The 13,744-nt window shown below is 36.0% G+C and carries 11 protein-coding genes and 1 pseudogene; 7 read left to right on the forward strand and 5 right to left on the reverse strand.

The annotated features are described in order from the left end of the window. The first annotated feature begins 1 nt into the window (after position 1). Positions 2-1,630 carry an alpha,alpha-phosphotrehalase gene (gene treC, locus OS139_RS10815; protein WP_002307937.1) on the forward strand — a complete coding sequence of 543 codons (1,629 nt, stop codon included), beginning with the start codon at positions 2-4 and terminating at the stop codon, positions 1,628-1,630. Positions 1,631-1,689: 59 nt separating this feature from the next. On the opposite strand, the gene OS139_RS10820 is transcribed toward treC, so the two are convergent. After that, positions 1,690-2,964, reverse strand: coding sequence for an AI-2E family transporter (locus tag OS139_RS10820; protein WP_016628138.1), 1,275 nt, complete (start codon positions 2,962-2,964; stop codon positions 1,690-1,692). A 158-nt stretch (positions 2,965-3,122) separates the two neighbouring features. Between OS139_RS10820 and OS139_RS10825 the strand changes: the two genes are divergently transcribed. Next, complete coding sequence (locus tag OS139_RS10825; RefSeq protein ID WP_002331913.1) at positions 3,123-4,646, forward strand: zinc ABC transporter substrate-binding protein AdcA; 1,524 nt, start codon at positions 3,123-3,125, stop codon at positions 4,644-4,646. Between the two features lie 71 nt (positions 4,647-4,717). Here OS139_RS10825 and OS139_RS10830 read toward each other — a convergent pair. The 3 genes and pseudogenes from OS139_RS10830 to OS139_RS10840 form a co-directional block, all read right to left on the reverse strand. Then, positions 4,718-5,443, reverse strand: a pseudogene (locus OS139_RS10830) (LytR/AlgR family response regulator transcription factor); the annotation flags it as partial. Positions 5,444-5,455: 12 nt separating this feature from the next. After that, positions 5,456-6,736: a sensor histidine kinase gene (locus OS139_RS10835; RefSeq protein ID WP_002331911.1), complete on the reverse strand. Its 1,281-nt coding sequence runs from the start codon at positions 6,734-6,736 to the stop codon at positions 5,456-5,458. 140 nt (positions 6,737-6,876) lie between these two features. Next, a complete protein-coding gene (locus tag OS139_RS10840) occupies positions 6,877-7,479 on the reverse strand; it encodes an accessory gene regulator B family protein (RefSeq protein WP_002296063.1) in 603 nt (200 codons plus the stop codon). A gap of 243 nt (positions 7,480-7,722) precedes the next feature. Between OS139_RS10840 and OS139_RS10845 the strand changes: the two genes are divergently transcribed. Both OS139_RS10845 and OS139_RS10850 read left to right on the forward strand, forming a co-directional pair. Continuing rightward, entirely contained in the window at positions 7,723-7,929 is a 207-nt protein-coding gene (locus OS139_RS10845) for a hypothetical protein (RefSeq protein ID WP_002286271.1), read from the forward strand. A 311-nt stretch (positions 7,930-8,240) separates the two neighbouring features. Beyond that, entirely contained in the window at positions 8,241-8,960 is a 720-nt protein-coding gene (locus OS139_RS10850) for a deoxynucleoside kinase (protein ID WP_002321450.1), read from the forward strand. Between the two features lie 80 nt (positions 8,961-9,040). Here the strand turns inward: OS139_RS10850 and OS139_RS10855 are convergent, their stop codons facing one another. Then, positions 9,041-9,724, reverse strand: a complete 684-nt coding sequence (locus OS139_RS10855) for a YoaK family protein (RefSeq protein ID WP_002286265.1) — start codon at positions 9,722-9,724, stop codon at positions 9,041-9,043. A gap of 217 nt (positions 9,725-9,941) precedes the next feature. On the opposite strand from OS139_RS10855, the gene OS139_RS10860 reads away from it, so the two are divergent. The 3 genes from OS139_RS10860 to OS139_RS10870 all read left to right on the forward strand — a co-directional run bounded on the left by OS139_RS10860 (position 9,942) and on the right by OS139_RS10870 (position 13,255). Further along, positions 9,942-12,128: an ATP-dependent helicase gene (locus OS139_RS10860; protein ID WP_002331910.1), complete on the forward strand. Its 2,187-nt coding sequence runs from the start codon at positions 9,942-9,944 to the stop codon at positions 12,126-12,128. A gap of 346 nt (positions 12,129-12,474) precedes the next feature. Continuing rightward, a complete protein-coding gene (locus OS139_RS10865; RefSeq protein WP_002286258.1) occupies positions 12,475-12,885 on the forward strand; it encodes a Spx/MgsR family RNA polymerase-binding regulatory protein in 411 nt (136 codons plus the stop codon). Positions 12,886-12,898: 13 nt separating this feature from the next. Continuing rightward, positions 12,899-13,255: a Spx/MgsR family RNA polymerase-binding regulatory protein gene (locus OS139_RS10870; protein ID WP_002286247.1), complete on the forward strand. Its 357-nt coding sequence runs from the start codon at positions 12,899-12,901 to the stop codon at positions 13,253-13,255. The last annotated feature ends 489 nt before the right edge of the window (positions 13,256-13,744 follow it).

The following is a 13,744-nucleotide window of genomic DNA, read 5'->3' on the forward strand; positions in this document are numbered from 1 at the left end:
CATGACATTTAAAGACAAAGTCATTTACCAAATCTATCCCAAATCTTACAAAGACAGTAATGGTGATGGAATTGGAGATTTAAAAGGAATCAAAGAAAAACTCCCGTATCTGAATGATCTAGGCATCGACATGATTTGGCTAAACCCTATTTATCCAAGCCCTCAAAAAGACAACGGTTATGATATCTCTGATTACACAGCCATCGATCCTATCTTTGGTACGATGGAGGAATTCGAACAGCTAATAGCCGAAGCAAAGAAATACCGGATAGAAATCATGCTCGATATGGTGCTGAATCACGTTTCGACAGAACATGAATGGTTCAAAAAAGCACTAGCAGGGGACCAGCATTATCAGGACTTCTTCATTTTAAGAGAAGAGCCAACGGATTGGGTATCAAAATTTGGTGGAAGTGCTTGGTCGCCATTTGGAGATACGGGGAAATATTATTTGCACTTATATGATCGGACACAAGCTGACTTGAACTGGCGGAACCAAGCAGTAAGAGAGGAACTATTCAAAGTTGTTCGTTTTTGGATGGAAAAAGGGGTAAAAGGATTCCGTTTCGATGTTATCAATGTTATCGGTAAAGACGAACAATTGAAAAATAATAAAGAAAATGATGGCAAACCTGAATATACGGACAAACCAATCACCCATACGTATCTAAAAGAATTGAACCAAGCAACGTTTGGGACGGATTCCACTGTCATCACAGTCGGTGAAATGAGCTCTACGACGATCGAAAATTGTATCTTGTATACAGAACCTAGTAGAGAAGAATTATCAATGGTCTTTAATTTCCATCATTTGAAAGTCGATTATGAAAATGGGAATAAATGGTCTACTCCTCCATTTGATTTTGCAGAATTAAAGCGACTATTTCATACATGGGGAGAAAAGATGAGTGAGGGTAACGGCTGGAATGCTCTATTTTTTAATAATCATGATCAGCCACGTGCGCTCAATCGATTTGTAGCTATCGATCAGTATCGAAAACAAGGAGCAGAGATGCTAGCAACCATGATCCATTTGAACCGTGGGACGCCCTATATTTATATGGGAGAAGAAATCGGCATGATCGACCCAGACTATTCATCGATTTCCGACTATATTGACGTAGAAAGTTTGAATGCTTATAAGTTACTCCTTGAACAAGGATTCACAGAAAAAGAAGCGCTTCGTCGGATCAAAGCAAAATCTCGCGATAACTCTCGAACACCCATGCAATGGTCAGACACAGAACAAGCAGGATTTACTACAGGGAAACCTTGGTTAAAAGTTGGAGGCAAGCTAGAAGAGATTAATGTAGAAAAAGAACTATCTTCTGAAGATTCTATTTTGTCCTATTACAAGAAATTGATTCGGCTGAGAAAAACATATCCAATCGTTGCACAAGGAGATTATCATGCTTATGAAGCAAATCATCCGGAAGTTTATGGCTTTCTTCGCCAATTTGAAGGACAGCAGCTGCTTGTATTAACAAATTTCTATGATAAAGATACAAGGATCGCCATCCCAGAAGGATTCACAGAAGCCAATATTCTTATCGATAATTATTCCGATACTGTTCTTCATCAAAGTCTGGAGCTAAAACCATACCAGGCAATTGCTTTGCTGAAAAATTAAAACAAAAACACAAAACGTCGTTCCTACGAGTTATTCTCGTAAGATCGACGTTTTGTGTTTTATTTAAAATAATCTTCTTCAGAAAATGAAGAGTTTTCATACTCTCCTTTATCGCCATAAAATTTATTGTAGCGTTGTTTGAATTTACGGAAAATAAAAGTAACGAGTAATTTGACTAACGTATAGATAGGAATACCAAAAATAACGCCCACAATTCCCATTAGATCACCCATGACAAGTAAAACGATTAAGATCGTAATCGGATGGATCTGTAAACGATCACCCATTACTCGAGGAATCACCAAGTCACCGTGGAGAAGTTGTACGGCAAACCAGACAATGACAAATTTGACAGCCATAAAAGTAGAGTCTTGGAATGCAATGATCAAACCTGGAAAGAAGGCGATAAACGGTCCAATATATGGAATGATACATAACAACCCAGCAGAAATAGCTAAAACACTAGCAAATTCTAATCCGATCAGTAAGAAACAAACCCAGTAGACTGCTCCAAGGATAAATGAAGCAATGATTTGCCCCTTTAGAAATGAACCCAATTGTTGATTAGCAATCTTTGTCAAATTTTTAAAATCTGTACGAAATGCTGGTGGGACAATCGCTAAAACTGACTGATAAAATTTTTGAGGATTTCTCAAAAGGAAAAAAGCGACAATTGGACCAGTAAATAAAGTAATAAAAATAGCTGTAACAGTTGAAAAAATGTTGCTGATCCGTTGTGCGCCACTTTCCCAATAATTTCCAATAAATCCAGCTATATCAGACGTCACGTCGTCAATAGAAGCGAAAAATTGATTAAATGAATCGGCAAAAGGTGTTTTCTCCAAAAATTGTCGGAGACTCTCTTGAAAATCTTGAAACAAATCTGGCAAACTACTGATCAATGTCTTTGCCTGTTCTTCAAGAAAAGGAACAAGCCATACGCTTCCAAGCCCCAATAAAAATAAAATAATCACATAAACGATAATGACTGACAAGTTCCTCGAAAGGTGCTTGCTCAAACGTTTGATGACTGGTTCCAAAAGATAATACAAGATCAGTGCAAACAATAATGGGGGCAAGATAGTAGCGATAATGATTCCGACAGGCTTGAATATAAACGAGATCTGATGGAAAAAATAAATGATCAGCGCAAGTAAGATAACTATTCCTAAAACATAGTAAGAGGTTTTTCCTCCTAAAAAGCGGATCAAACGATTCGTTGTATCTGTTTCTTTTTTCACTCTTTTTCCTCCTTTATCTATAACTTCATTATAGACAAAAGCGGGTATAAAAGGAAAATGATAGAGGTTGATTGCAAAAATATCGTCAATCATTCATATAAACTTTCTCATCAATTAAAATAAGAAAACGCTTGACAGTTCTTTTAACCATATGATAAATTAAATCCTGTTGCTAAAACGTAACTATTACGGTTTGTAAAAGACGAATCGGAACATTCAAATGAAAGAAGATGAGAAGAGGAGTGTCATAAATGAAACGATTGATAGGTATATTGGCCATGCTGGTTTTAGCAGGTATGTTAACTGCTTGCGGGGCAAGTGGGAAAGCCGAGGACAGTAAAGAAAAATTGAGCGTGATGACGACCTTTTATCCTATGTATGATTTTACAAAAGCAATCGTCGGGGATGAAGGAGAAGTAGAGTTATTGATTCCAGCAGGGACTGATTCCCACGATTATGAACCTTCTGCTAAAGACATGGCAAAGATCCAAGATACAGATATCTTTGTTTATAATGATGAAAACATGGAAACATGGGTCCCCGCAATTCAAAAAACATTACAAGAAGGCAATGTCCATACGATAAAAGCGACAGAAGGTATGCTTTTACTTCCGGGAAGTGAAGAAGGACATGATCATGACCATGAACACGGGGAAGAAGGCCATACACATGAGCTAGACCCACATGTATGGCTAGCTCCAAGTTTAGCAATCAAGCAGGTAGCAAACATACGTGATCAGCTGATTGAAGCTTACCCAGAAAAACAGGAAGTATGGACAAAAAATGCAGCAGCCTATACCGAGAAACTTCAAGCACTCCATCAGCTTTATCAAGAAACCTTTAAGCAAGCAAAACAAAGATCTTTTGTCACGCAACATGCTGCATTCAACTATCTAGCGTTAGAATATGGATTGAATCAAGTATCGATTGCTGGTCTTTCTTCTAGTGAAGAACCGTCTGCGGCGAGAATCGCTGAACTGAAACACTTTGTTAAAGAACATGGAATCAACTATATTTATTTTGAAGAAAACGCCAAAGATAGTATTGCCAGAACGTTAGCAAATGAAGCAGGTGTATCTTTAGAAGTATTGAATCCTTTGGAAGGATTGACGAATGAACAAATAGAAAATGGAGAAAACTATCTTTCTATCATGGAAGCAAACCTCGAAGCGTTGAAAAAAACGACAGAGACAGAAAACCCGCTAGAAGATACTTTGACCCCCAAAAAAGAAAAGAGCGTCTATAACGGTTATTTTGAAGATGAGGATGTACAAGATCGCTCTCTTTCAGATTGGGCAGGAACTTGGCAAACAGTAGATACGTATATAGAAGATGGGACATTTGATCCGGTTTTTGAATATAAAGAAAAACTGAAGCGAGATAAGACAGTACAAGAATATAAAGAATATTATACGAAGGGCTATCAAACAGATATTGCTTCAATCAAGATCAGTGAGAAAGAGATGGCATTTACGTTTAAGGATGGAACAACGAAACGTTCAAATTATCGTTATGTAGGGAAAGAAATCTTGACCTACGAGGCAGGAAACCGTGGCGTAAGGTATCTATTCGAAGCAGAAGATAAGGAAAGTGGAGCGTTTAGATATATTCAATTCAGTGATCACACGATTGCACCGGCTAACTCCGAACATTTTCATTTATATGCAGGAAATGAAAGTCAAGAAGCATTGCTGAAAAAAATGGAGAATTGGCCAACATTTTATCCAGATACAATGGATGGACGTGAAATTGCACAGGAAATGCTTTTGCACTGATAGGCAAAAAAGAACCGAAGGGTTTGGATCGGCTGGTCATTTAGTCGGTCCAAACTATTCGGTTCTTTTTGTGAAATCAATTTCTTTAATCCACGGATAGAGGCTGGGATGGTCTCGCCGTTTGCCAACGTGACTTCTCTGGTTTTTTTATTAATCGACCGCACATTTTGTGTATTGATAACATAGGATTTATGACAACGGATAAAATTCCGATGCATTTTCTCGATTTCTTTGATCTTCTCATAGAATTGTAATTGGGCATGAGTCAAATGGACTTCCAGTTTATGTGGCGCTCCTAGCGAAGTAGAAAAATATTGGATGTCTTTGATCGGTAAAAATTTGATCTCATCATTAAACTCTATTTTGAAGATATCTTTTTGGATTTGGGACATTTGAAAATCTTCGAAAATTTTGCTCAGGATATGCTCGACATTTTCTTTTAAATCATAAAGATCTTCTTTGACGATATAATCAGTCGGTTCGATGTTGCTTTTTAAGATTTTCATCGACATTTCCGTATGGGAAGTCACATAGATTATTTTTCCTAAAGGATCTAATTCACGGATCAATTTACCGATCGCTACACCATCCATTTCACTGTTTTCTAGTTCGATATCTAAAAAGTAAATACCAAAAGAAGAAGTTCTGATCTTGGCTGCATTGAGAAGTTCTTCCGGATCAGAGGTAGAAATATGGACATAACTGTCTAAGTTTTCAATCATGATTCTATTTTTGATCACCGTTGATAAAACTTCTAATTGTTTTGGATCATCTTCACAAATATAAATGGGAATCATATCATTACTCCTTTATTTTATTTGTATATAAATCGTTTGAGAAAAACGCTGGTTTTCAATTGATGTTTCAAGGAAAAGATAAGGATTGGTCTTTGTCAATTCATCCAAGATAAACAAGCCAAGGCCTTCGTTTTTTGGATTTGTTTTTGTTGAGAACCCTTTTTGTTTCAACTGGTTTAACGGTAATGTATTTGTTGTTGTATTGATCACACGAATCATCACGGAATGATTCTTCCTGAGTATGGTCAATTCGATTTTTTTCTTCTTTGCAGCACTAGCTCCTTCAATTGCATTGTCCAAGATAATACCAAGCATACGTACAAGGTTTACCGTATGTTTCGTATCCAGTTCGATTGGCTCAGGAAAATGAAGCTGGACGATCAACCCTTTTTCCTGTGCCATCATGAGTTTTAATGACAGTAAACTACGGATCTCAGGAACTTTCATGTTATCCAACATACTTAGATTGGCCGGAAAAAGGTTCATCATCTGGCGTGTAGGTAATATCGTTTGATCATAATAAGACCGTAACCCTTCTAAGTCGCCTTCTGAAATATAGCTGTGAAGAGAAAAAAGCAGATTTTGGTAATCATGTTTGAATTCTCTCAAGTCTTGATAGTTTTTTTCTAGATCTTTGATATAATCCTGTTGCATCCTGACTTGTTGCTCTAATAACTGATCAGCTAATTTCTTATTAGAGATTTTCCAATAATAAACCAAGATGATTAGGCCAACACACAGATATAGAATGAAAAAACTCGTATTCAAAGCTAAGACATCAGGTGTTTCACCAGAAAAACGGGTATAAAAAATAATGATATAGTATGTAAATAATATCAATGTCCCGATCGTACCGATCATACGGCGGTCCACAGTGTGAAACCAAGTCTCTAACGATTTTTTAAAACAAAAAGCTAATAAAGCAGATAAAAAAGCGGATAAGGCAATGTGGAAATACTGCAATGAATCTCCTGGTTCAATAACCGAAGATTTCAAAACAAAAAAATCGCCGATGCTTGTTAAGTGATCTCCTAAAAGCGACGTCAATAACCCAAAAGGAAGCGCGTAAACCAATTGTTGACGCGAAGTCGAAAAGAAGAAAAAAGTAAGCATCAGCATTCCTATAGCAATTAGAGCAGTAAAAATCCCTAAAATCGAATAGACCCATCCAATCAAAATACAAGAAATCAGAATGACTCCCGCAAACAGATATTTGTATCGGATGTGATGGTCAATCAATAAGATACAAATTGTGTAAATCAAATATTGCAACGCTATGGACCATAAAAACATAAAGTACAGCTCCCATTGATTTTTACCAAATTATAGCACAATTAGCGTATTATTTTTTTAATTTTTCAGGGATTTTGAATTCAGAACTCATACCAAAGCAGCAGCCAGATACAAAAAAGTCAGATAAGTTAGTTAATTGTTTAATGATTGTTTTTTTCATGAAAGATTCCTCCAAAATTCATCAAGTAGTTTGTAATAGGAAGCAACGTAGCTATTTCTAAAACAATCCCAAGTAGCAAATAGGTAGAAAAGTAAGAAGCTGAGAAAAATAAAGTAATGAGAGAAAAAATTAGAAACATGCTGATCGCCTTCTTTAATAATGGGGGACGTTTCTCGGGTTCAATGGGATTGATTGCTGTACCTCTTGATCCATAGCGAAGCAGTAACAAAAAGCAGCTGATTAACAAAAAGACCATCATTGGGAAGGAGATAGTCAATTGCAGATGTTTCATCACCAAGGGAACGCCCCATAAATAAAGTAGTGTCCACAGCAGACAAACGAATTCAGAGTCGGAATGCAATCCATAAGCATATCTGCGGATGCAGATATAAGAAAGAAAGGTGATTCCTGTTTCCGCCCATGAGCCTGTCACCAGAGAAAAGACTAGAACGACCGCTAGTTTTCCAAGATTATTCAATAAAACTTCTAAGGCAAATTTTACTTGGACATACACCATATCTTCTTCCGATTTGTCTCCGCTGAATAAGGCTTCTAATAATTTGTTCACAACTTTATCTTTCATCTCATACGTACCTCCACCACAAATTTTATGCTAAAAAAATAAAAAACGTCTTTTGTTTCATAAAAAGTGGTTTTGACATCAAAACCGTCATGATTTCCTAAAAAAATCTTCGTTTTCCAAGAACCTTACCAAAAAAAGTGACAGTTTTGATACGAAAAGTACTTTTTATGACAAGTTTGTGCTTTTTCGGGTGATTTATGTTAAAAAATTACTGACCATATAAAAGGTGATGGAGGGATTCTTATGGAAAATGAACAATTGTTTGAAGTCGGCGAAACATATGCATTTAAATCTGATTTATTTGAATCACCAATAAAAGGAAAAATAGAAAAAATCTATGAAAATAGTGTGATGATACGTGTCATGAAATGCGCAGTAGAAGACAATGATACCGCTCATAATCTGCACTGGCAGTTAGTTGTACGCAAATCAAGTACAATAGAAGAATAAAAACAGATAAAATGTTGAGAGCATAAAGAGGTTGTGAGTCTCCCGTTTAGCTCTGAGTTACAAGGAATAATGTTAAAAAACAGCTTTTCATGTTTTATGAATATTGCCTTGTGACCGAGGTGTTGGCAGGAGAATACTGTTTATTTGAAAAAAGGGCTGCGACAAGACTTTTGTCACAGCCTTTATTTTCATGAATAGGAGTTACTTTTGGCTACTTTTAGAGAAGTAGCTTTTAAGGAGCAGATAAAGTCAAGGCTTTTATTTCTATAAATGAAGTAGTAAAATGAAGAACAGATTTTATTACAGGAAGGATGCCGATAATTGTGATCATTGTTGCAGGAACGATCGGTGCAGGGAAAAGCACACTGACTGAAATGCTTGCCCAAGATTTAGAAACAAAACCTTTTTATGAGAACGTGGAAGATAATGAAGTATTGCCACTATTTTATTCTAATCCAGAAAAGTATACTTTTTTATTACAGATTTTCTTTTTGAACAAACGCTTTTTGGCAATCAAAGATGCTTTCAGCCATGATGACAACGTACTAGACCGCTCCATCTACGAAGATAGTATGCTGTTTCATTTGAATGCAGATTTAGGGCGTGTTTCTGAAGTAGAAGTAAAGCAGTATGAAGGTCTTTTAGAAACGATGCTGAAGGAGTTAGAAGAAATTTCGCCACAAAAGAAACCAGATCTACTGGTTTATATTCGTGTATCCTTTGAAACTATGTTAGCGAGAATCAAAAAAAGAGGCCGGGAATATGAACAGCTAGAACAAGATCCTGAACTCTATTCCTACTATAAAGAACTCAATCGACGATACGAAGAGTGGTATGAACAGTTTGATATATGTCCCAAAATAGTGATCGATGGGGACAAATATGATTTCGTAGCCGATCCGGCATGTGGAGAACAAATCGTACAAGAAATCAAGATGCGGGCAAAGAAAATGACAGAAGAGGCAGATGCCCAGTCGATCCGCTACACTACAAATAACCCGAAAGCAAAGGGAATCTTTACAACTAAATAATATAAAAACTAAGCAAATTGCTCACTCGCAGATATTTCTCTGTGAGCAGCATCTTGCTTAGTTTTTTTGATTCATTGAGATCAAATAGTGAACCGATTCGTATGATAAAATTGCCATAAATGAAATGTCTGAGTGAGGGCCATGATCAAAAATAAAATGGAAACGATCAAAATCGAATGGGCGCCAAACAGATGATGACAGAAAACAAGGACAATAGCTCCTGCGATAAAGGCAAGAACGACACTTAGATAGTGGAAAAATCGATCAAAATCTGCTTTTTCTTTAGAAATACAATAATCATATAAGTTCGTTGCTACCCCTTTTAAATTTCCAGTTGTAAATAAATTAGTGTAGGCACGCCCGTTGATTTTATCAAAAGCTACCCACTGGATCGATGCAGTAAAAGCAATCAAAATCGTTACTAATGCGGGATGCTCATGGACGGGTGTCAAACTAACAAAGAAAAAAATCACTGCTTCATAATATAGAACAAACAAGCGCCAGAAATGTTTTTCTTTTTTTCTAAAATAATCAATTAGATACTTTGTTAGAAGAATCCCTAAGAAAAAGAAAAGGGTAGACAATACTTTTTTACCAACACTTAGCCATTCTCCGTCAAATGCTTGGATGATCGATAGAATGATATTGCCAGTTTGAGCAGAGGCAAAAGCACCATATTGGATATAAGTATAACTGTCCATGGCTCCTCCGATAAATGTCAGCAAAAGTCCTATTGTACGCCCCTCGTGAAAGGAAGTCTGCATTTTTTTCATCACCTTTTATGAATATTTTTGTCTTCCTTATCTTAGCATAAACGATTGAAAAAAAGGAAAAATTTTCAGAAAACTAAAATCATATCGCTTCCCATTTTCATTTTTAGAAAGGTCTGTTAGTATAAAGAAAAAATAGACAACGAAACTTTAAATAACCAACTTGAAATAAACAAATTCAAAGAAGAAAGATGGGAAGGAAATCAATCAGTTGAATGAAAAAGAAATTCTCCGATTACAAAAAGAATTGAAACGCTGGGAGAACAAGTATAAAAAGCTTCAACAAGTCTTTCGGCTACAAGAAGAAATCATTGCTACCTATGAAGCGGCTTATGGCGAAGCACCCGGACTTATTGAGGAAGAAGTACAAGAAAAAGAAAGTGAAGGAAACAGCTCTTTCTTTAAAATGATGGAGAAACGTTCCTATAATCGCTTCAATCAAGAACAAAAAGCAGCTATCACATATGATATGAAGAAACATCTTCGAATCATAGCAGGAGCTGGGAGCGGCAAAACGCAAACAATCTGTGCAAAAGCTGTTTATCTGATGACGCAAAAACAAGTAGACGAAGAACGCATACTAATGATCACTTTTACAAGGAACGCTGCAAATGAACTAAAAAAACGAGTAGATAATTTCAGCCAGAGAAAAACCGCTGTCCATATCGGAACATTCCATAGTATCTTTTTTAGAATATACAATGAAATTTGTCGAAAATTTCCTGAAGTAGCAATGCAAGGAATACAAGGAGACTTTTCAAAGGATACTGCACAAAAAGTGAATGCTGTTTTGCAACAGCTGATACGTAAATATAATCTTTATATATTTGATCAATATGGAGAAAAAACGATTGCTTCTCGGTTAGACTATTGGCAGAATATGAACCTTTCAGTAGAAGAAATGGTTCAGTTAGTTAAAGAAAAATATGATTCCATTGATAAGAATGCACGACAGCCGATATCAGAACGACTGTATGGATTGCTCACGGAACTCCAAGAACAAAAAAGAAGCCAGCAATTGCTAGAGTTCAATGATGTACTCCAAAATCTGAAAAGCGCTTTGGAGAATGAGGAGATCCAGCATTATATCGGCCAAAAATATGATTATCTATTCATTGATGAATTTCAAGATACTAATCCACTTCAATGGGAAATCGTGAAACGGATGACAAAGGAAAACAGGATCAAGTTGATTGTTGTTGGAGATGATGATCAGAGTATCTATGGATTCAGAGGATCAGAGCCAGCATACATCAAGAACTTTGAAAAAGAATATCCTACCAAAACTCTTTTCTTATTAACTAATTATCGTTCTCGGGCAGCTATTGTCCAAGGAGCAAATAGATTGATCAGCTATAATAAAAATGATCGGATACCAAAGGCGATGATTCCAGCACAAAAAGAAGCAGGTGTTATGGAAGCCTATTTGTTTTCTGATACTAAAGCAGAAAGTCAGTGGCTAATCAAACAAATTCAGACATTTATTCAAAAAAATGGGAAATATAAGGAATCAATCATATTATACCGATCAGCTTCACAAACGCAGCAGCTTGTCCAATCTCTGCTGAAAACGAATATTCCTTTTGTACTGGAAGCAGATAGTCCATATGAAGGTATCTTTGGTATTAAGTCTTTCCAACATTTCTATCAAAAAATTGTTCATTGGCAAACAGCACTGAATCTGCAAAAGAAAAATCAGGCCTACCAGCAATTGCTCCGGCAGCTGATGGCAGACTGCTACCTGAAAAAAAGTGAATGCGATCAATACTTTTCTCCTAAATATCAAAATATAGCCGTTGCAGATTATATTTTGTCGATAAGCCCCAATTTAAAATCGAAATCTGCAGAAATCCGAGAGTTTGAGGAAGCGTTGCGTAAAACAGACCAGCATCAAGAAATCTATTCGCTTGTTCAAAGCTATCTTCATCTGCCACGTATAGCTAAGGAAATCGACCAGAGTGATCAAGAATGGATACGAGAAGAAGTACAGCAGCATGCTACTTTCAGAAGACTCCAAGCCTTATCGCAAGAAACCCAAGCGACAGCTAAAGAATTAAAAACCCGCTTGATTGCTTACAGACAAGGAAAACTTGATGCACTATGTATCCAGAGCATTCACAAAAGTAAAGGTCTTAGTTACCGAAATGTCTTTTTGATTGGTTGTAACGAAGGAAGTTTGCCTTATAACGGAGCGACAGAAAAGAAAGTAATCGACTTTAATGAAATAAAAGCAGAACCAGTGACGACGATAGAAGAAGAACGAAGACTATTTTATGTTGCGATGACTAGAGCAAGAAATCGTCTGTATCTATGTGTACCTCAAATGAAAAATTCAAGAAAATTGAAAGTATCGAGATTTATCAAAGAAACCGGAAGTCGTGTAAAAAAAGGCAAGTGATAGAAGAGAGGGTGTGACAGAAGTGGTCAGTTTCAAGAAAGAAGAAGGAATATACGAAAATTGCTTCTCAAATTTTTGTGAAATTTCAGCTTATTTTCGAAGAAGCTACTTCTGGAACACCGTTTATTCGGAAAAAGGAGGTGTGACAAGAATTTTGTCACACCTCCCTTATTTATTTTGAAAATGAGAATACTATTATCAAAATAGAGAATATATAGAATAATTCTCATTATTCAAACGTAAATAATCAGTTATTTTGATTTTTTTTTATATTTTATTAGCTAATAATTGGTATTTTAAAAGAAATTACTGTAGAATTGGATTATAATTAAAAAGGAGTGAGAAAATGATAAAAGTATATACTTCGCCTAGCTGTACTTCCTGTAGAAAAGCAAGAGCATGGTTGCAAGCGAATCAACTTGAATTTGAAGAGAAGAATATTTTTGCCGAACCGTTAACAGAAAGCGAGATCAAAAAGATCTTGGCAGCGACTGAAGGAGGAGTTCAAGATATTATTTCCACTCGGTCGAAAATTTACGAAAAGCTGGGCATAGATTTTAACGAATTAACTTTAAAGCAAATGATCGTCTTATTCAAAGAATATCCTTCATTATTGAGACGACCTATTTTGATTGATGAAAAAAGAATACTAATCGGATTTAATGAAGATGAGATCCGGTCATTTGTCCCTCGTGAAATTCGATGTGTTGCCAGAAATCTGATCTATTTACAAAACAATAACATCTTAAATTCATAGGGAGGGAGCCTTCGTGGAAGTGAAAGTCTATGGATCAGCGCACTGTGTAACAAGTCTGAAGGCGAAACAATGGTTAGAACACCATCAATTGCCTTATCAATTTGTTGACTTAGAAGAACGCGATCTAAGTACAGAAGAAGCAGAAGAATTATGCAGTTTTGAAGAAGTGCAAGCAGAACAGCTATTTGCGACTTGGTCTGAGGCTTTTCACAACATTGCGATTGACCTTTCCTGTGTAGGAAAAAAACAACTGATTTTTTTATGCACACAACATACCAACCTCCTCAGACGTCCTTTGATTATTATCGATGAAGTTCTATTTATTGGATACAATGAGCAGTTGATGGAACAGCTTATCTTAAATAAATAGACTTTAACTGTTTTAATCAAGTCACTGAGCATTTCATACAGTTGTAACAGTCGAACACTTAGCATCAAGCGTGTTATGTGTTCTTTTTTTGACTTTATTTTTCTACTATAGAGACATGCTCAATTTATGTGGTCAAAATTCAAATCTAGGTGGGGATATAGAGTTAAAAATATATTGACATGTGTAAATTTACATGATATATTCATTTCTGTTGTTTTAAGTAGCCAAGCAATAAAATAGTATTTTAAAAAACATATAAAATAGTTGTTGACATGTTGGGAATGACATGATAAGATAACTGAGTCGTTAAAAAAGAACCACTTGTGAAGCTTGATTCTATCGAAAAAAGCTTCAAAAAAGTCCTTGACAAATAACAAACGATAAGTTATGATAAATGAGTTGCTGAAAGATTTCGAAAAACGAAATCGAAAAAAACTTTTAAAAAAGAGTTGACAATCGCTTGTCTCTCTGATATGATATAAAAGTTGC

This window comes from Enterococcus sp. E4-223 (assembly GCF_035727065.1).
Classification (GTDB): domain Bacteria; phylum Bacillota; class Bacilli; order Lactobacillales; family Enterococcaceae; genus Enterococcus_B; species Enterococcus_B faecium.